This window comes from Streptomyces virginiae (assembly GCF_041432505.1).
GTDB lineage: Bacteria > Actinomycetota > Actinomycetes > Streptomycetales > Streptomycetaceae > Streptomyces > Streptomyces virginiae_A.
On sequence record NZ_CP107871.1, the window covers coordinates 3,920,312 to 3,937,427 of the forward strand.

Annotated in this window: 17 protein-coding genes; 8 read left to right on the forward strand and 9 right to left on the reverse strand. The window is 72.9% G+C overall.

Translation table 11 applies throughout. The features are described 5' to 3' along the window. On the forward strand, nucleotides 1-372 hold the full coding sequence (locus OG624_RS18195) for a DUF6193 family natural product biosynthesis protein (RefSeq protein WP_266352196.1): 372 nt from the start codon (nucleotides 1-3) through the stop codon (nucleotides 370-372). A 106-nt stretch (nucleotides 373-478) separates the two neighbouring features. Here the strand turns inward: OG624_RS18195 and OG624_RS18200 are convergent, their stop codons facing one another. The 3 genes from OG624_RS18200 to OG624_RS18210 all read right to left on the reverse strand — a co-directional run bounded on the left by OG624_RS18200 (nucleotide 479) and on the right by OG624_RS18210 (nucleotide 4,497). Continuing rightward, nucleotides 479-976: a peptidylprolyl isomerase gene (locus OG624_RS18200; RefSeq protein ID WP_033223741.1), complete on the reverse strand. Its 498-nt coding sequence runs from the start codon at nucleotides 974-976 to the stop codon at nucleotides 479-481. A gap of 68 nt (nucleotides 977-1,044) precedes the next feature. Beyond that, a complete protein-coding gene (locus OG624_RS18205; RefSeq protein ID WP_033223740.1) occupies nucleotides 1,045-3,447 on the reverse strand; it encodes a serine/threonine-protein kinase in 2,403 nt (800 codons plus the stop codon). Nucleotides 3,448-3,702: 255 nt separating this feature from the next. Then, nucleotides 3,703-4,497 (reverse strand): VOC family protein, encoded by a 795-nt coding sequence (locus OG624_RS18210; protein WP_033223739.1) that lies wholly within the window; start codon nucleotides 4,495-4,497, stop codon nucleotides 3,703-3,705. Between the two features lie 296 nt (nucleotides 4,498-4,793). Between OG624_RS18210 and OG624_RS18215 the strand changes: the two genes are divergently transcribed. Then, entirely contained in the window at nucleotides 4,794-5,441 is a 648-nt protein-coding gene (locus tag OG624_RS18215) for a TetR family transcriptional regulator (protein WP_030013555.1), read from the forward strand. A 123-nt stretch (nucleotides 5,442-5,564) separates the two neighbouring features. Here OG624_RS18215 and OG624_RS18220 read toward each other — a convergent pair whose 3' ends face one another. Beyond that, nucleotides 5,565-6,038 (reverse strand): nitroreductase family deazaflavin-dependent oxidoreductase, encoded by a 474-nt coding sequence (locus OG624_RS18220; RefSeq protein ID WP_352165645.1) that lies wholly within the window; start codon nucleotides 6,036-6,038, stop codon nucleotides 5,565-5,567. Next, a complete protein-coding gene (locus OG624_RS18225; RefSeq protein WP_371639598.1) occupies nucleotides 6,038-7,348 on the reverse strand; it encodes an acyl-CoA dehydrogenase family protein in 1,311 nt (436 codons plus the stop codon). Before OG624_RS18225 ends, OG624_RS18220 begins: the two co-directional genes overlap by 1 nt. Nucleotides 7,349-7,506: 158 nt before the next feature. Here OG624_RS18225 and OG624_RS18230 point away from each other — a divergent pair, with 158 nt between their 5' ends. After that, the gene (locus OG624_RS18230; RefSeq protein WP_371639599.1) at nucleotides 7,507-8,760 is read left to right on the forward strand and encodes a thiolase C-terminal domain-containing protein; all 1,254 of its coding nucleotides are present in this window, start codon (nucleotides 7,507-7,509) and stop codon (nucleotides 8,758-8,760) included. A gap of 27 nt (nucleotides 8,761-8,787) precedes the next feature. Here OG624_RS18230 and OG624_RS18235 read toward each other — a convergent pair whose 3' ends face one another. Then, on the reverse strand, nucleotides 8,788-8,994 hold the full coding sequence (locus tag OG624_RS18235) for a DUF4287 domain-containing protein (RefSeq protein ID WP_033223737.1): 207 nt from the start codon (nucleotides 8,992-8,994) through the stop codon (nucleotides 8,788-8,790). Between the two features lie 516 nt (nucleotides 8,995-9,510). Here OG624_RS18235 and OG624_RS18240 point away from each other — a divergent pair. Next, complete coding sequence (locus OG624_RS18240; protein WP_371639600.1) at nucleotides 9,511-10,194, forward strand: pyridoxine/pyridoxamine 5'-phosphate oxidase; 684 nt, start codon at nucleotides 9,511-9,513, stop codon at nucleotides 10,192-10,194. 10 nt (nucleotides 10,195-10,204) lie between these two features. On the opposite strand, the gene OG624_RS18245 is transcribed toward OG624_RS18240, so the two are convergent. Both OG624_RS18245 and OG624_RS18250 read right to left on the reverse strand, forming a co-directional pair. Next, complete coding sequence (locus OG624_RS18245) at nucleotides 10,205-10,630, reverse strand: Zn-ribbon domain-containing OB-fold protein (RefSeq protein ID WP_371639601.1); 426 nt, start codon at nucleotides 10,628-10,630, stop codon at nucleotides 10,205-10,207. Further along, the gene (locus OG624_RS18250; protein WP_033226811.1) at nucleotides 10,627-11,079 is read right to left on the reverse strand and encodes a hypothetical protein; all 453 of its coding nucleotides are present in this window, start codon (nucleotides 11,077-11,079) and stop codon (nucleotides 10,627-10,629) included. The genes OG624_RS18245 and OG624_RS18250 overlap by 4 nt, the downstream gene beginning before the upstream one ends. Nucleotides 11,080-11,272: 193 nt before the next feature. Here OG624_RS18250 and OG624_RS18255 point away from each other — a divergent pair, with 193 nt between their 5' ends. The 4 genes from OG624_RS18255 to OG624_RS18270 all read left to right on the forward strand — a co-directional run bounded on the left by OG624_RS18255 (nucleotide 11,273) and on the right by OG624_RS18270 (nucleotide 16,234). Beyond that, a complete protein-coding gene (locus OG624_RS18255; RefSeq protein ID WP_051764011.1) occupies nucleotides 11,273-12,460 on the forward strand; it encodes a flavin-containing monooxygenase in 1,188 nt (395 codons plus the stop codon). Between the two features lie 44 nt (nucleotides 12,461-12,504). Further along, complete coding sequence (locus tag OG624_RS18260; RefSeq protein WP_371587922.1) at nucleotides 12,505-12,903, forward strand: SCO4225 family membrane protein; 399 nt, start codon at nucleotides 12,505-12,507, stop codon at nucleotides 12,901-12,903. Between the two features lie 244 nt (nucleotides 12,904-13,147). Continuing rightward, nucleotides 13,148-15,382 (forward strand): acetate--CoA ligase family protein, encoded by a 2,235-nt coding sequence (locus OG624_RS18265; protein WP_161292221.1) that lies wholly within the window; start codon nucleotides 13,148-13,150, stop codon nucleotides 15,380-15,382. A 60-nt stretch (nucleotides 15,383-15,442) separates the two neighbouring features. Continuing rightward, nucleotides 15,443-16,234 carry an enoyl-CoA hydratase/isomerase family protein gene (locus OG624_RS18270; protein WP_371587923.1) on the forward strand — a complete coding sequence of 264 codons (792 nt, stop codon included), beginning with the start codon at nucleotides 15,443-15,445 and terminating at the stop codon, nucleotides 16,232-16,234. Here OG624_RS18270 and OG624_RS18275 read toward each other — a convergent pair whose 3' ends face one another. Beyond that, a complete protein-coding gene (locus tag OG624_RS18275; RefSeq protein ID WP_033226802.1) occupies nucleotides 16,235-17,020 on the reverse strand; it encodes a VOC family protein in 786 nt (261 codons plus the stop codon). Between the last annotated feature and the right edge of the window lie 96 nt (nucleotides 17,021-17,116).

Below are 17,116 nucleotides of genomic sequence, written 5' to 3' on the forward strand. Positions count from 1 at the left end.
ATGACGAACGATGAAGTTACCCCGGCCGCGGCAGCGATCGTGGCGCGCTCGTGGCAGACCCTCCTGGACTACGGTCCGGACCGGATCGATCCCGCCGTGCCTCGTGCCGCGTACAGCCATCCGGCACTGCGGGAGCTGTTCCCCGCGGTCAGCCACGGTGTGCTGTACCTCAGCCGTTGCATCCGGTACCCGTGGACCCGGGACATCGGTACCGCCTTCCCACAGGCCGCCGGTGGCTACCGCGTACGAAGGCAGTCCGACAGCACCCTGCTCGGCGTGACAGAGACGGCGGAGGAGGCCTACCGCCTGATCGCGGCGCACCTCCCCGAGGGCTGCGGCCCGGCGATCGACGGCACCGCGAACGATCTGTGAGACCGCCGTGCCGAACGGCACGGGGCGCCCGACGGCCTCCGGACATGGCGGCGGCCCCGGCCCCCAGGAGGGGGCGGGGCCGACCGGCCGTGCAGGCGGGTGGGGATCAGGCGGCGTCGACGACGCCGGAGGCCGAGATCTCGACCTTGCCCTTGGGGGCGCCGGACTGGGAGCCCAGGGCCTCGATCTGGTCCACGAGCTCCTGGCCCGAGACGACCTCGCCGAAGACGACGTGCTTGCCGTCGAGCCACGAGGTGACGACCGTGGTGATGAAGAACTGCGAGCCGTTGGTGTTGCGGCCGGCGTTCGCCATCGACAGCAGGTACGGGCGGTCGTGCTTCAGCTTGAAGTTCTCGTCGGCGAACTTCTCGCCGTAGATGCTCTTGCCGCCGGTGCCGTTGTGGTTGGTGAAGTCACCACCCTGGAGCATGAACTGGGGGATGACGCGGTGGAAGCCGGAGCCGGCGTAACCGAAGCCGTTCTGGCCGGTGCACAGCTCACGGAAGTTGCGCGCGGTCTCGGGGACGACATCGTCGAAGAGGTTGAAGACGATGCGGCCGGCCGGGGCGCCGTTGATGGTGATGTCGAAGTAGACGTTGCTCATGGGGTCCATCCTGTCACTCCCGGTGCGGTGCGCTACCCGGCGGGGCCGCAGCCCCGCCTCCGGGCAGGTCAACCGCTCGTACGGGTGCCCGTACCCTTCGCCGCGTCCAAGGCGTACACGCAGCGGTCCTTGCTGCATGCGTAGACCACACCCGCGTCCGCCACCGGGGCGCCCGTGATCTCTCCGCCCGTGGCCAGCTTCCAGCGAAGTTGGCCGCCCGCCGCGTCCAACGTGTACAGGCAGTGGTCGGCCGAACCGAAGTGCACCCGGCCGTCCGCGACCGCCGGCAGGCCGGTGATCTCGCCGCCCGCCGCGAACCGCCACTTCGGGGTGCCGGTGACCGCGTCGAGCGTGTACAGCGCGCTGCCCGCGCCCAGGTGGACGTTGCCGTTGGCGACCACCACCGGGTCCGCGGACTGGCGTCCCTCCGTCGCGATCCGCCAGCGGTCCTGGCCGGTGGCCGCGTCGAGGGCGTAGACCGTGCCCAGGTAGTCGACGAGGTAGACCCCGCCGCCCGTGACCGCCGCGCCCGGCGCGAACGCCGGGGGCGCCAGGAAGACCGCGGGGGCCTCGAAGTGCCAGCGGACCCGGCCCGAGGCCCGGTCCACCGAGATGACCCGGGTGCCGGCCGCGACGTACACGTTGCCGTCGGGGGCCGGCGTGACCCGGACGGGCACGTTCCCGCAGGAGGCCGCGTCGCCGATCGGGTAGGACCAGGACTCGCGGCCGGTACGGGCGTCCAGGGCGCGCAGTCGGGCGTCCTGCCACACGTACACCGTGCCGTCGTGGAGGACGGGGGCCGCCTCCGGGGTCTCGAAGTCGCTCTGCGCTCCGGTCAGCTCCCACAGCTTGTGGCCGTTGGAGGCCTCCCGGCCCTGTACGCCGCCGCCCCGCGTGGCGGTGACGACCGTGCCGCGCTCGGCGCGCAGCGCGTACACCCAGGCGTCGGTGGACAGCCGCCACCGCTCGGAGCCGTCGCCGGCGTCGAGCGCGAAGAGGGAGGGGCCGTCGGAGGCGTGGATCCGGCCGTCGGTGACCGCCATGGACCAGGCGACGTCGCGGGTCTTGAACTGGCGGCGGCCGCTCGCCACGTCCAGCGCGTGGACCTCGAAGGAGGTCACGTACAGCAGGTTCCCGGCGACGGTCGGGGTGCCCCACACCTCGTTGGACATGCGGAAGCGCCACGGCCGCCAGCGGCCGCTGTCCGGGGACGGGGAGGGGCTCGGTACGGGCTGCACCGCCGAGGAGGTGGCCACCGATCCGCCGGGCGGGCGGATCCAGCCGGTCGCCGAGTCCGCGGCGGCGGACGAGGCGTGCGCGGCCGGGGCGGCGACGCTCGCGCGCGGGCCGGGCCCGATCGGCACCGGCGAACCGCCGAGGCGCACCGGCTCGCCCGAGGGCACCGGGGACATCGGCGGGTGGTGCGGGCGCTGCGGGACGGCCTGACCGGTACGCGGGTCCACCCACGAGTCGGCGCCGCGCGGCCGCCGGTGCGTCGCGGCCTCGGAGGCCGCCCCGCGGCCACCGGAGGCCGGTCCGGGCGCCGGCACCGCGGGAAGGGGCGCGGGCGGCGTACGGTGCCCCGCGCGCCGGGCCTCGATCATCGCGACGGCCCGGGCGGGCAGCCACGCGGAGGCGGTACCGCTGTCGTCACCGCCGTCGAAGAGGTGCGGGGCGAGCTGCGCCTGCAGGTCGGCCGGGGTGGGCCGGAGCGTGGCGTCCATCTGCATGCAGGAGTCGATCAGCGGCCGCAGCTCGGCGGGCAGCCCCTCCAGGTTGGGCCCCTCGCGCAGCAGCATGAACACCGTCTCCACCGGGTTCGCCCCGTGGTACGGCGGGTGCCCGGTGGCGGCGAAGACGAGGGTGGAGCCGAGCGAGAAGACGTCGGACGCGCCCTTGACGCTGCGCGAGTCCTTGGCCTGCTCGGGCGACATGTAGGCCGGGGTGCCGACGGCGACGTTCGTCATGGTCAGGCGGGTGTTGGAGACCCCGCTCGCGATACCGAAGTCGATCACGCGCGGGCCGTCCTCGACGACGAGCACGTTGGACGGCTTCAGGTCGCGGTGGACCAGGCCGGCGCCGTGGATGGACTGCAGGGCCTCGGCGATGCCGGCGGCGAGCCACCGTACGGCCTGGGCGGGCATGGGCCCGCACTCGTTGACGATCTCCTCCAGGGAGGGCGCCGGGACGTACGCGGTCGCCAGCCACGGCACGGCGGCACGCGGGTCGGCGTCGACCACGGCCGCGGTGTAGAAGCCCGACACGGCGCGGGCCGCCTCCACCTCGCGCGTGAAGCGGACGCGGAAGAGCTGGTCCTCGGCGAGCTCGGTGCGCACCGTCTTGATCGCGACCCGCCGTCCGGACGCGGACCGCGCGAGATAGACCAGCCCCATGCCGCCGGCGCCGAGCCGTCCCAGCACCTCGAAGGGGCCGATCCGTCTCGGGTCGTGCTGCGTCAGCTGCTCCACCACTCGCCTCCACACCTCCCCGTACGGGCCACTCAGCGGGCCCGCTTCCACCGGCACGGGGCCCTGCCCCGTGCAGCGTCTCACTCCGGGCGCCGCCCGGGTCGAGCAACCCCGATTCTGTCAGGCCCGGACCCGGTCCGGCCCCGGCACGTCGAGCAGGGCGGTGTGATCTGCTCGTCGTTCTTTCCGGAACCGGGGCGATCCGGGCCACGCGGCCCGGTCGGCACCAGGCCCGGGTCACGGGTCACGGGGTGTCCGTCACGCCTCCGGCTTCGTGCGGGGCTCCGAGAGCAGGCCGAAGACCGCCCCCTGGTTGTCGGCGACGACCGCGATCCGCCCGTAGGGGGTGTCGAAGGGGTCGGCGGTGACCCGCCCGCCGAGCCGCTGCACGCTGATGACCGACTGATCGCAGTCCGGCACGGCGAAGTAGGCGAGGAAGTGCGCGGGCATGGCCTCGGGGAAGGCCTCGGTGATCAGGCTGCGGCCGAGGACGGCGGTGTCCGTGCCGGGCGCGCTCCCGGGCGGGGACCAGATGCGGTACTCGACGCCGGCGTCGTCCTGGTCCTGCGGGACGTAGCCGAAGACCTTGGCGTAGAAGGCGTCGACGGCGTCGCGGGCCCGTGTGTAGACCTCGCTCCAGCAGTACGTGTACGGCTCCTGCTGGGCGTCGAAGCCGTGGTGGGTGCCCGGTTGCCACAGGCCGAAGACGGCGCCGCCGGGGTCGGCGGCCATGGCCGCGGTGCCGTACGGGCCGACCGGCATCGGGTCCATCACCATCTGGCCGCCGGCGGCGCGGATGCGTTGGGCACAGGCGTAGGCGTCGGTGGTGTAGAGGTAGATCCCCCAGACGGTGGGCATGCGGCCGTCGGGCTTGGGTGCGAGGGCGGCGACGTTGCGGCCGCGGCTGTAGGCCTGCGTGTAGTGGCCGTACTCGGCGCCCGCGCCTTCGGCGAAGGTCCACCCGAAGAGCTCACCGTAGAAGCGCTTGCCCGCCTCGACGTCCGGAAGCGAGGCGTCCACCCAGCAGGGTGCGCCTTCGACGAATGCGGCCATGGGCCCGTTTCCTTCCGTTGTGCGGGGGTGTGTACCCTCCCAACCCTCTCAGCCATGATCCGCCCGAAAACTTGTCCACAGCCTGTTGATAAGACTATTCGGGGGAAACCTTGCGGAACCGGGCGACACGCCCGGGCCCTCGACCGGGGCCGGGCATGGGCGCGCGGGCCCCGACGCGCGTCCGAAATATGCCCCCACGGCCACCCGGGACCGCCTTCCGCCCAGGCCAGGGACCCCATAACCCCATTTGCAGGCGGCCGAATAGCGCGCCGATCACCCCTCGGTAAGCTGACGGCATGACAGGACAAGTACGCACCGTCGACGGGCGTGTCGCCGGCCGGCGCGGCCAGGCGACGCGGCAGAAGCTGCTCGACTGCCTCAGCGAGATGCTCAGCTCCTCGCCGTACCGCGACGTCAAAGTGATCGACGTCGCCCGCAAGGCCGGTACCTCCCCCGCGACCTTCTACCAGTACTTCCCGGACGTCGAGGGCGCCGTCCTGGAGATCGCCGAACAAATGGCCACCGAGGGCGCGCAGTTGACGTCGCTCGTCGAGGGCCGGACCTGGGTCGGCAAGTCAGGTTGGGCCGCCGCCGAGGAACTCGTCGAGGGTTTCCTGGAGTTCTGGCGCCGCAACGACGCGATCCTGCGGGTCGTCGACCTCGGCGCGGCCGAGGGCGACAAGCGCTTCTACAAGATCCGCATGAAGATCCTGAACTCGGTCACCAACTCCCTCACGGAATCGATGAAGGAGCTCCAGGCCAAGGGCAAGGTCGACAAGGACATCAGCCCCGCGGCGATGGCCGGCTCCCTGGTCGCGATGCTGGCCGCGGTCGCCTCGCACCAGAAGGGCTTCCAGACCTGGGGCGTCAAGCAGGCCGAGCTCAAGCCGAACCTGGCGCTGCTCGTCCACCTCGGCATCACGGGCAAGAAGCCCACGAAGTAGCGGCGGCCCCCGGACGCCCTCCAGGGGCCCGCCGACCACGCCCGATCCACGCCGGATCCAGGCACGGACCCACGCCCGATCCCAGGCACGACCCACGCCCGATCCACGCCCGATCGCCTGCGATCAGCGACGCTCCAGGCGGAACAACCGGATCTCGCGCTCGATGCGCGCCTGGTACGTCGCGTACGGCGGCCAGAACCTCAGCACCGCCTGCCACGCCTCCGCGCGTTCCTCACCCGCCAGCAGCCGGGCCCGGACGGGGATGTCCCGGCCTTGCCAACTCACGTCCGCGTCCGGGTGCTTGAGCAGGTTCCCGGTCCATGCCGGGTGCCCGGGCCGGCCGAAGTTGGAACCGATCAGGATCCACGTCGTCCCGCCCTTCTCCGGCATGCAGGCGAGCGGGGTCGTGCGCGGCTCACCGGTCTTGGCGCCCTTGGCGGTGAGGATCACGCCCGGCAGCATCTGGGCGCTGAGGATGACCTTGCCGCGGGTCAGCTTGTGCACCGCCTTGTCCATGGCGGGGATGAAGTGCGGTGCGATCTTGGCGAAGAGCAGGGTCGAGGAGACCTTCTGCATCAGCTTGACGCCGGGAGCCATCAGACGGCCACCTTCTCTTGTGCGGGCGGGGGCGGGGGTGGGGACGTGCGCGGGGCCGTGGAGGCGGGCGTCGGCGCGGGCGGGGGCGTGGCGGAAGATGCCGCCGAGGCCTCGACCGGAGCCGTCGCCGGATCCGCGAACAGGCCCGCCCGGTCGGCGGCGTGCGCCCGCAGCCGGTGGACCGGGCCGAACAGCAACTCGTCGGCCGCCGCCCGCTTGAAGTAGAGGTGCGCGTCGTGCTCCCAGGTGAAGCCGATCCCGCCGTGCAACTGGATCGCCTCGCCCGCGGTCACCCGTAGGGTCTCCAGGGCCTGCGCGAGCGCGAGGCCTCCCTGGTCCGGGTCCCAGGCCGAGTAGTAGACCGCCGAGCGGGCCGCCTGCACCCGCACATACAGGTCGGCGAGGCGGTGCTTGACCGCCTGGAAGGAGCCGATCGCCCGGCCGAACTGCTCGCGCTGACGTACGTACTCCACCGTGCGGTCCAACGCCTGCCCGGCCGCCCCGACCGCCTCGGCGGCCAGCACGGCCGCGGCGGTACGCCCGGTCGCGGCGAGCGCGCCGAGCACATCCGCCCCTTCGTCGCCGAGCAACTCGGCCGGGACGTCCCGCAGTTCGATCCTGGCCTGCGGGCGGGTCTCGTCCAGGACGGCCTGCCGGGACCGTACGAGCCCGGGCGCGTCCTGCCGTACGAGGAACAGCAGCGTGCGGCTGCGCGCGAAGCCGCCGGTGTGCGCGGCGACGAGCAGCAGCCCGGCGCTGTGCCCGTCGAGCACCTGGGCGGCTTCCCCGTACAACCGCCAGCCGCCTCCGTGCCCGGCATCGTCGGCGGTGACGGCCCGGGCCTGGACGCCGCCCGCGCGGCCGCCACCGGACCACTGCCCGGAGGGGTCCTCGCCGGTCAGCGCGAGGGCGGTGGCCAGCGCCGGGCCACTGACGGCGAGGGCGGCGGTCAGCCCGCCCGTCGCCAGCGGCGGGAGCAGCGCGGAGCGCTGGTCGTCGCCACCGAGGGCGGTGATCAGGGGCGCGCACAGGGCGGCGGTGGCCAGCAGCGGCGAGGGCAGCAGCGCCCGCCCGGTCTCCTCGCAGGCCAGGACCAGGTCGGCGGGCGAGCAGCCGACACCGCCGTACTCCTCGGCGACGGCGATGCCCGGCAGCCCGAGCTGCCGGGCGAGCTGCTGCCAGAGCTCGCGGTCGTGTCCGGCGGCGGTGCGGACGGCGGCCTTGACCTCGTCGGGGCCGCAGCGTTTGCCCAGGATCTCGCGCAGGGTACGGCGTATCTCGTCCTGCTCCGCGGTGAAGGCGGCATCCATCGTCGGGCTCCTCCCGGGGGCACCTCCCGGCGGTGGCCGGGAGGTATCTGACGGGCCGTCATGTTAGAGCGGGGGGCGCCAGATGCACAGGGGGCGGCGAGGGCGGGTTGCGGGGCGGGGTCTAGCATCTGACACTTCGTCAGATGTACCGTCCCCTCATGCCTGGACCCACATCTGGACCCACCACCGGACCCACAACCGGCCCCCTGTCCGGACCCACGCCCGAAGCGGCGACCGGAGCGGCGACCCGGCCCCGCCGGAGGGTCGCGGTCGTCGGCGTCGCCCTCTCGGACTGCGGCCGGGTCGACGGCCCCACCCCCTACGCCCTGCACGCGCAGGCCGCCCGCCGCGCCCTGGCCGACTCCGGCCTGGACCGCTCCGTCATCGACGGCTTCGCCTCGGCCGGCCTGGGCACACTCGCACCGGTCGAGGTGGCCGAGTACCTGGGCCTGCGCCCCACCTGGGTCGACTCCACCTCGGTCGGCGGCTCCACCTGGGAGGTCATGGCCGCCCACGCGGCGGACGCCATCGCCGCCGGGCACGCCAACGCCGTCCTGCTGGTCTACGGCTCCACGGCCCGCGCGGACATCAAGGCGCGGCGCCGCACGTCCAACCTCTCCTTCGGAGCGCGCGGACCGCTGCAGTTCGAGGTCCCGTACGGCCACACGCTGATCTCCAAGTACGCCATGGCCGCCCGCCGCCACATGCACGAGTACGGGACGACACTGGAGCAGCTCGCCTCCGTGGCCGTACAGGCCCGCGCGAACGCCGCGACGAACCCGGACGCCATGTTCCGCGACCCGATCACGGTCGAGGACGTCCTCGGCGGCGACATGATCGCCGACCCCTTCACCAAACTGCACTGCTGCATCCGCTCGGACGGCGGCTGCGCGGTGCTCCTGGCGGCGGAGGACTACGTACCGGACACCGCCAAGGCTCCCGTCTGGATCCTGGGAACGGGCACGTCCGTCTCCCACACCACCATGTCGGAGTGGGAGGACTTCACCGTGTCCCCGGCCGCCGTCTCGGGCCGCATCGCCTTCGAACGCGCCGGCCTCACCCCGGCGGACGTGGACCTCGCGGAGATCTACGACGCCTTCACCTACATGACCCTGGTGACCCTGGAGGACCTCGGCTTCTGCGCGAAGGGCGAGGGCGGGGCCTTCGTGGAGAAGGGTCGCCTGCTGCGCGACGGGGAACTCCCGGTCAACACCGACGGAGGCGGCCTCTCGGCCTGCCACCCCGGCATGCGCGGCCTGTTCCTCCTGGTCGAAGCGGTCCGCCAACTCCGCGGCGAGGCGGGGGCCGGCCAGGTCACCAAACCCGGCGGCCGCCTCCCGGAGGTCGCCCTGGCCTCGGGCACGGGCGGCTGGTTCTGCTCGTCGGGAACGGTCCTGCTGGGCCGGGACTGACCGGCCCCCGCCCGGGGGCGGGGGCCGCTACTCGCCCTCGGCGAGGGTGTGCGCGACGAGGGCGTTGGCGTGACCGTGGCCGAGGCCGTGCTCGGTCTTGAGCCACGCGACCAACTCCATGTGCTTGGTCAGCGGCGAGGACCGAATCAGGTCCTGCCACTCCCCGATCGGACGTCCGTACTTCTTCTCGATCGAGGGGAAGTAGCTGGCGGGGCCCTTCACTGTCTCGGCCATGATGCGTGTCCCTCCGGGGGTGGTGCGGGTGTGTGGTGCGGGTGTGTGGTGCGGTCTCGTAGATATGACCGCGCCGGGGACGAGAACTCATCGGTGAGCCGAAGGATTTCTTCGAGGGCCTCGGGGGGCGGGGCGGGGGCCGGGCCGGCGAGGCGGGGTCGGGGTTGTGGGGCGGGGCTTCGGGGAGCGGTAGCTGCCGGGGCGGTATCGGACAGGTGCGGCGGGGCGAGGGCGGCGGGAGCCACTCGACCGGCATCAGGCAGGCGCGACGGGGTGACGGACGCGGGAGCCGATCGCCCGGGGCCGGACTGGTGCGACGGGGGGCTTCGGGGAGCGGGGTCCACTCGACCGGCATCGGGGATGTGTATGGGGGTTTCCCGTCAGTCCCATCGTCCCCGCCGCACCTGTCCGATACCGCCCCAGCAGCTCCCGCTCCCCGAAGCCTCCGCCCCGCCCCGCCGGCCCGCCACCCGATTCCCTGGCCCCTCGCCCCCGTCCTGCTGTTCCATGGGGTTCATGAGCAGCGAAGACAGCCAGAGCAGCCCCGACGCGTTCCGTGCCACCCTGCACTCCCTGCGCGTATGGGACTCCCCCTTGCCCGGCTTCGACACCGCGGCTGCCCCCGCCGAGCCCGTGGCGCTCTTCCGGGAGTGGTTCGTGCACGCCGCGCGGGCGGGGCAGTTGGAGCCGCACACCATGAGTCTGGCGACGGTGGACGGGCGGGGGCGGCCCGATGTGCGGACGTTGATGCTGCACGACGTCGACGCGCGCGGCTGGCACTTCGCCTCGCACGCCACCAGTGCCAAGGGTGTGCAGTTGGCCGGGCGGCCGGAGGCGGCGCTCGGGTTCTACTGGCCGAGCGTGGGCCGTCAGGTCCGTGTCCGGGGTCGGGTCACCGCCTGTGGGCCCGAGGAGAGCCGGGCGGACCTGGCGGTCCGCTCGCGCGGTGCGCTCGCCGCCGCGCTCACCGGCCGGCAGAGCGAGGTGCTCGCTTCCGTGGAGGAGCTGGCGCGGGTCTCGGCGGCGGCCTGGGAGCGGGCCGGAGCCGAGCCGGACGCGCCGGCTCCGACCTGGACGCGGTACGTACTGGACCCCGTCGAGGTGGAGTTCTTCCAGGGGGACGCCGCGCGCCGGCACGTCCGCCTGCGGTACTCCCGTACCGCGGGCGGATCCTGGGACCGTGAGCTGCTCTGGCCCTGATCGCCGATCGTCAGCGCGGTGGCTCGGGCCGGAAGACCGCGACCCGCACCCCGTCCGCGGCCTCGCGGAAGGTGACCGTCAGTGGCATGCCGATGCTCAGGTCGGCCGCCTCGCAGTCCACCACCTCGGTCATCATCCGCGGGCCTTCGGCGAGGTCGACGACCGCCGCCGTGTAGGGGACGCGCGTGCCGAACGGCGGGAGGTCGTTGCGGTGGATCACCGACCATGTGTAGAGGGTGGCCCGGCCGCTCGCCGGCTCCCACGTCACACGGTCCTCGCCCGCCCAGCAGAACGGGCAGAACTCGCGGGGGTAGTGGTGGGCCCGTCCGCAGTCGGCGCAGCGCCGGAGCAGGAGCCGGCCCTCGGCCGCCGCTTCCCAGTAGGGGCGGGTGAACTCGTCCACCTCGGGGAGGTCGTAGCGCGCGGTGCCGCTCACAGGAAGAGTCCGATCGCCGCGTCGAGGGACCAGGTCTGCCAGGACATGGCGAGGAGTGCGACGAGGGAGATGAGCGCCATCATCGCGTTCTGTCCCTGCTCGGCCCAGTCGTGGATCATCAGGACCAGGTAGAGGAGGTTCAGGAGGAGTCCGCCGATCAGTGCGATCGGGGTGAGGAAGCCGAGTACGAGGCCGAGCCCGAGGGCGAGTTCCGCGTAGACGACGATGTACGCCATCGCTTTCGGCCGTGGTGCGACGACCAGCTCGAAGCCGCCCTTGACGAAGGTCCAGCGGTGTTTGCCGGCGACGTCGGCGGCCCAGGCTATGCCGGTGCCGCGCTCGAACCAGCCCTTCTTGTCCTTGTGCCGCCAGCTCTCCAGCCACCACAGGCCGAGGCCTATCCGGAGCACGGCGAGCCATTCGGCCCCACTGAGCCAGATGGTCTGCATCGGCGGCCCCCACCCCTCTCGCGATCGACGCGCACACTCTTTCTGACGGTACGTCAGTTCAGCGGATCCGGAGCGATCGCGCAAGGCCCCGGCCGACCGCCGATCGCGGGGCCCGCGCGCCGTGATCGATCCGCAATCGATTCCCCGCCCGACCGAGACCCATGAACCCAGCGTGGCGATACGATCACACCTCATGCCCGGAGACCCCACAGCACCCGACATGACCACCCAGCCCCGCCCCGTGTACGTGATCGGGGCAGGCCCCGGCGGCCTCGCCGCGGCCGCCGCGCTGCGCGCCCGCGGGGTCCGCGCGGTGGTCGTCGAGAAGTCCGACGGGGTCGGCGCCTCCTGGCGGCGGCACTACGACCGGCTGCGCCTGCACACCACGCGCCGCCTCTCCGCCCTCCCGGGTCTGCCCATGCCGCGCCGCTTCGGGCGCTGGGTCTCCCGCGACGACGTCGTGCGCTATCTGGAGAAGTACGCCGAGTTCCATGAGTTGGAGCTGGTCACCGGGGTGGAGGTGACCCGGATCGAACCCGCCGCCCCCGAGGGCGAGGGCGGCTGGGTCCTGCACGCCAGTGGCGGCCGCGAGCTGGCGGCAGCGGCCGTGGTCGTCGCGACCGGCTTCAACCACACGCCCGCGCTTCCCGACTGGCCGGGCCGGGACGCGTACGAGGGCCGGCTGCTGCACGCCCGCGAGTACCGCAACCCCCAGCCGTACGCCGGCCAGGACGTCCTCGTCGTCGGCGTCGGCAACACGGGCGCCGAGATAGCAGTGGACCTCGTCGAGGGCGGCGCGGCGCGGGTGCGGCTCGCCGTGCGCACCGCGCCGCACATCATGCGCCGCTCCACCGCCGGCTGGCCGGCGCAGCGCAGTGGGATCCTCGTACGCCGGTTGCCCGCGCGGCTCGTGGACCGGCTGGGCGCGCTCGTCGCGAAGGCCTCGGTACCGGACCTGTCGGCGTACGGGCTTCCGCGCCCGACCACCGGCCTGTACAGCAGGGTCAAGCAGGGGTCGATACCGGTTCAGGACGTCGGCCTGATCGACGCGGTGCGCGGCGGCAAGGTCGAGCCCGTGGCGGCCGTCGAGGCCTTCGACGGCGCGGAGGTGGTGCTCGCGGACGGCTCGCGGATCGCTCCGGACACGGTGATCGCGGCGACCGGCTACCGCCGGGCCCTGGAGGAGTTGGTCGGCCACCTGGGGGTGCTCGACGAGCGCGGCCGCCCGCGTACGCAGGGCGCCCGCTCCCCCGCGCAGGCCCCCGGCCTGTACTTCACCGGCTTCTCGAACCCCATCAGCGGCATGTTCCGCGAGATGGCGATGGACGCGGAGAAGATCGCCAAGGCGATCTCCCGGCGGTCCGGTGCGGGCGCCTCGTGAAGCGGCCCGGCTCGAACGCCTCGGCCCGGATCCGGGAGGCGGCCGTGACCGCGTGGAGCGAGCCGCTGTCCCGGGGCTACCTGGTGCTGCTCACGGTGTGCGCGGTGTGGTCCATGGCCGGCGGTGTCGGGCTCGGCGAGGACGGCCGGCTGGTCCGCAACATCGCGGTGGTGCTGACCCTGCCCTGGCTCCTCGTCGTGCACCTTTTCCTCGTCGTCACCCAGGTCGACACCTGGCTGCTCGGCTACACCTTCTACTTCGAGTCGCCGGCCTGGCTCTTCGAGCCGCTGTGGGTGCTCTACTGCCTGACCGCCGGACTGCTGAACGCCCGACTGCTGGCCCGTATATCGCGCTCGACGCGGGAGGCGGGATCCGCGCCGTGGTGGGTTCCGACGTTCACCGTGCTCTTCTTCGCCGGGATGTTCGCCCTCTGGCACGCCTGAGCCGTCGCGGACGGCCGGCGACCGGAACCGGCCGGCCGTCGGCCGGGCGCCCGGCCCGCCGCCGGGTCGGCCGAATCGCGCCCTGTACCGGTGCCCGCGGGATCTGTCACCGTTCACTTCACCACACCACCTCCACACCTTTCCTGCGCAGCCCTGTTCCTGACGGCACGTCAGTTCAGTAATCTGACTACACGTCAGTTATTGAGTTCCATCGAGGTTCATCGAGCAGGAGTGGGCGGCAACGATGCTTGGATCTACTCACGGCACCCTCACCACCGACTTCCGCGCACGTGTCGAGGCCTGCGGGGAGTCTCCCAGGACCGCCGTCCACTCGTCGGCGGCCCCGTCCGCCGACGACGCGGTCCCCCTGGACGTCAGCGGACGCCCGCTGCACGCCGACGTGCCCGACCTGGACCGGTTCTTCCGGCCCGAATCCGTGGCCGTCATCGGCGCCTCCGACGCGGAGGGCCGACCGAACACCGGCATCACGCGCCAGCTCATCGCCTGGGCGGAACGCGTCGGTGCCCGGATCCACCCCGTGCACCCCACCCGCCCCACCGTCTTCGGCCTGACCTGCCACGCCTCCGTGGCCGACCTGCCCGAACAGGTGGACCTCGCCGTCCTCCTCGTCGCCGACCCGCTCCCCGTCGTCGAGGAACTGGCGGAGACCAAGGTCAAGTTCGCGGTCGCCTTCGCCTCCGGTTTCGCCGAGACCGGCGACGCCGGCGCCGCCGCCCAGGAGCGGCTCGGCGCCGCCGTCCGCGGCTCCGGCCTGCGCCTGCTGGGCCCCAACACCAACCTCAACGCCTTCGAGAAGTTCCGCGAGGACCTCGACGGCCCGGCGATCGCCCTCATCACCCAGTCCGGCCACCAGGGCCGACCCGTCTACACGCTGCAGGAGCTGGGCATCCGGCTCTCCCACTGGGCGCCCACCGGCAACGAGGCGGACCTGGAGACCTCCGACTTCATCTCCTACTTCGCCGAGCAGCCCGAGGTCGGTGCCATCGCCTGCTACGTGGAGGGCCTCAAGGACGGTCGGTCCTTCCTGCTCGCCGCCGACCGGGCCGCACGCAACGGCGTCCCGGTCGTCGCCGTCAAGGTGGGCCGCACCGAGACCGGCGCCCGCATGGCCGCCTCCCACACCGGGAAGCTGACCGGCGCCGACACCGTCGTGGACGCCGCCATGCGCCAGTTCGGCGTCATCCGCGTCGACGGCCTCGACGAGCTCCAGGACACCGCCGCCCTGCTCGCCCGGGCCCGGAGGCCGCAGGCCGACGGGGTCGTCGTCTACTCCATCTCCGGCGGCACCGGGGCGCACTTCTCCGACCTGGCCACGGAGGCCGGCCTGACGCTGCCGACCTTGTCGCAGGCCAAGCAGGACGAGCTCCACCAGTGGATCCCCGACTACCTGAACGTCGCCAACCCCGTCGACAACGGCGGGCACCCCGTCGGCGACTGGCGCGGCCGCAAGATCATCGACGCGATCCTCGCCGACCCCGAGGTGGGCGTCCTGATCTGCCCGATCACCGGCCCCTTCCCGCCCATGAGCGACAAGCTCGCCCAGGACCTGGTCGACGCCGCCGAACAGAGCGACAAGCTGATCTGCGTCATCTGGGGCTCCCCCGTCGGCACCGAGGACGCCTACCGCACCACCCTCCTCGGCTCCTCCCGCGTGGCCACCTTCCGTACCTTCGGCAACTGCATCACCGCCGTCCGCGCCTACCTCGGCCACCACCGCTTCACCACCGGCTACCGCTCCCCCTTCGAGGACGCACCGCGCACACCCTCGCCCTCGTACCGCAAGGCGCAGGCCCTCATGCGGCCGTCGCAGCAGCTCAGCGAGCACGCGGCGAAGCAGCTCCTGCGCGCCTACGGGATACGGGTCCCCCGCGAGCAGCTCGTGACCAGCGCGGCGGCGGCCGTCCGCGCCGCCGGGCTGGTCGGCTACCCGGTGGTGATGAAGGCCTCGGGCCCGCAGCTGGGCCACAAGACGGAGCTCGGCCTCGTGAAGATCGGCCTCACCTCGGCGAGCCAGATCCGCGACGCGTACCGGGAGCTCACCGACATCGCGCGCTACGAGAACGTGCCGCTCGACGGGATCCTGGTCTGCCAGATGGTGGAGCGGGGCGTGGAGATGGTCGTCGGCGTGACCCAGGACGACCTCTTCGGCCCCACCGTCACCGTCGGGCTGGGCGGGGTCCTGGTGGAGGTCCTGCACGACGCGGCGGTCCGCGTGCCGCCGTTCGGCGAGGACCAGGCGCGGGCGATGCTGCGGGAGCTGCGCGGGCACGCGCTGCTGGAAGGCGTACGCGGGGCACCCCCGGCCGATGTGGACGCCCTGGTGGAGGTCGTGCTCCGCATCCAACGGATGGCCCTGGAACTGGGCGACGAGCTGTCCGAGCTGGACATCAACCCGCTGATGGTGCTCCCGCGCGGCCAGGGGGCGGTGGCCCTGGACGCCCTCGCCATCTGTCGCTGACCCGCCGTTTCCCGGGCTCCACCCGGACCCGCGCCTCGCCCGCCGAACGGGAGTTCACGCATGGACGAAGTCCTTCACCGCACCGAGAACAACGTCTCGTGGATCACCCTCAACCGCCCCGAGGCCATGAACGCCGTCACCTGGGACCAGCGCGAGCGCATCATCGCGCTGCTCGCCGAGGCCTCCGCCGACCCGGCCGTGCGGGCCGTCGTCGTCACCGCCACCGGCAAGGGCTTCTGCGCCGGCGCGGACCTGCGGGGAAGCCCGGGCGCCCCCGCGGGTGAGCGGGTCGCGGGCGATGTCGCCCGGATGATCCGCCTCGGCGCGCAGCGCCTGATCACGGCCGTGCTCGACTGCGAGAAGCCCGTCGTGGCCGCCGTCAACGGCACGGCCGCCGGTATCGGCGCGCACCTCGCCCTCGCCTGCGACCTCGTGATCGCCGCCGAAGCGGCCCGTTTCATCGAGGTGTTCGTCCGGCGCGGCCTGGTTCCCGACGGCGGGGGCGCGTATCTGCTGCCCCGGCTCGTCGGGCCGCAGAAGGCCAAGGAGCTGATGTTCTTCGGCGACGCCGTCCCGGCCGTCGAGGCCGAGCGCCTGGGCCTGGTCAACCGGGTGGTGCCGGCCGAGGAGCTGGAGGCGACGGCCCGGGAGTGGGCCGAGCGGCTGGCCCAGGGGCCCACGCGGGCACTGGCCATGACCAAGCAGTTGGTCAATGCCTCCCTGGACGGTGACCGGGCGGCCGCGCTCGCCGCGGAGGCCACCGCTCAGGAGATCAACATGACCACCGACGACGCGAACGAGGGCGTGGCGAGCTACGTGGAGCGTCGCACGCCCAAGTACCTCGGCCGCTGACTACATCCGCGGGTCGGGCTTGAGCAGCGCGAACACCGCGCCGGCCGGGTCGGCCAGCCACGCGATGCGGCCGACCTCGGGGAGGTCGGTGGCCGGCATGAGGACCGAGCCGCCGTTCGCCTTGGCCGCCGCGACGGTGGCGTCGACGTCCGCCGAGGCGAAGTAGGGGACCCAGCGCGCCTCCTCGGCCTCGCCGACGCCCATGAAGGGGGCGACCCCGCCGAAGGAGGCGTCCTGCTGGTCCCCGTCGGCGGTGCTCACCACCCGGTACGTCATTCCGGGCGCGGGCATCTCGGCGCTGCGCCAGCCGAACAGCCCGGCGTAGAAGGCGATGGCGGCGACGGGGTCGGCGACGTGGAGCTCGGTCCACACCAGCGTGTTGTCGGCGGAGGTCAGCTGGAGTCCGGCGGTCCTACCCGGCTGCCAGCAGGCGAACTCGGCGCCCTGCGGGTCGGTGAACTGGGCGAGCCAACCCTCTCCCATGACGTCCATGGGCTCCGTCCGGACCGTGCCGCCCCCGGCGGTGACGGCCGCCGCCGTGGCCTGGACGTCGGGGCTCATGAAGTGCTGCATCCAGGCGGACGTGGCCCCGTCCTCGGTGAGCGGTCCGAGCGCGGCGACGGTCTTGCCGTCCACCTGGAAGAACCCGTACCCGCCCGCCTCGGGCCCGGCGGAGACGAACTCCCAGCCGAGGACGGCGCTGTAGAACTCGGCGGCCGCCTCGGTGTCGGGGCTGCCGAGGTCGAGCCAGTTGGGTGATCCGGTGGTGAAGTCGGTGCCGAGCATGGGGTCCTCCGGGGGTACGGCGGCGGTACGAGGTCGCTGCCACGATGCCGAGCCTCCCCCCGCGCCCGGGCGTACGGACCCACCGAGGCCGGGGGT

Coding starts and splice junctions, on each gene's coding strand:
- OG624_RS18225 (WP_371639598.1), bottom strand. CDS start 7,348: ATGGATGCCGCCTTCACCGCGGAGCAGGACGAGATACGCCGTACCCTG.
- OG624_RS18195 (WP_266352196.1), top strand. CDS start 1: ATGACGAACGATGAAGTTACCCCGGCCGCGGCAGCGATCGTGGCGCGC.
- OG624_RS18230 (WP_371639599.1), top strand. CDS start 7,507: ATGCCTGGACCCACATCTGGACCCACCACCGGACCCACAACCGGCCCC.
- OG624_RS18235 (WP_033223737.1), bottom strand. CDS start 8,994: ATGGCCGAGACAGTGAAGGGCCCCGCCAGCTACTTCCCCTCGATCGAG.
- OG624_RS18215 (WP_030013555.1), top strand. CDS start 4,794: ATGACAGGACAAGTACGCACCGTCGACGGGCGTGTCGCCGGCCGGCGC.
- OG624_RS18250 (WP_033226811.1), bottom strand. CDS start 11,079: ATGCAGACCATCTGGCTCAGTGGGGCCGAATGGCTCGCCGTGCTCCGG.
- OG624_RS18220 (WP_352165645.1), bottom strand. CDS start 6,038: ATGGCTCCCGGCGTCAAGCTGATGCAGAAGGTCTCCTCGACCCTGCTC.
- OG624_RS18270 (WP_371587923.1), top strand. CDS start 15,443: ATGGACGAAGTCCTTCACCGCACCGAGAACAACGTCTCGTGGATCACC.
- OG624_RS18255 (WP_051764011.1), top strand. CDS start 11,273: ATGCCCGGAGACCCCACAGCACCCGACATGACCACCCAGCCCCGCCCC.
- OG624_RS18200 (WP_033223741.1), bottom strand. CDS start 976: ATGAGCAACGTCTACTTCGACATCACCATCAACGGCGCCCCGGCCGGC.
- OG624_RS18265 (WP_161292221.1), top strand. CDS start 13,148: ATGCTTGGATCTACTCACGGCACCCTCACCACCGACTTCCGCGCACGT.
- OG624_RS18210 (WP_033223739.1), bottom strand. CDS start 4,497: ATGGCCGCATTCGTCGAAGGCGCACCCTGCTGGGTGGACGCCTCGCTT.
- OG624_RS18275 (WP_033226802.1), bottom strand. CDS start 17,020: ATGCTCGGCACCGACTTCACCACCGGATCACCCAACTGGCTCGACCTC.
- OG624_RS18240 (WP_371639600.1), top strand. CDS start 9,511: ATGAGCAGCGAAGACAGCCAGAGCAGCCCCGACGCGTTCCGTGCCACC.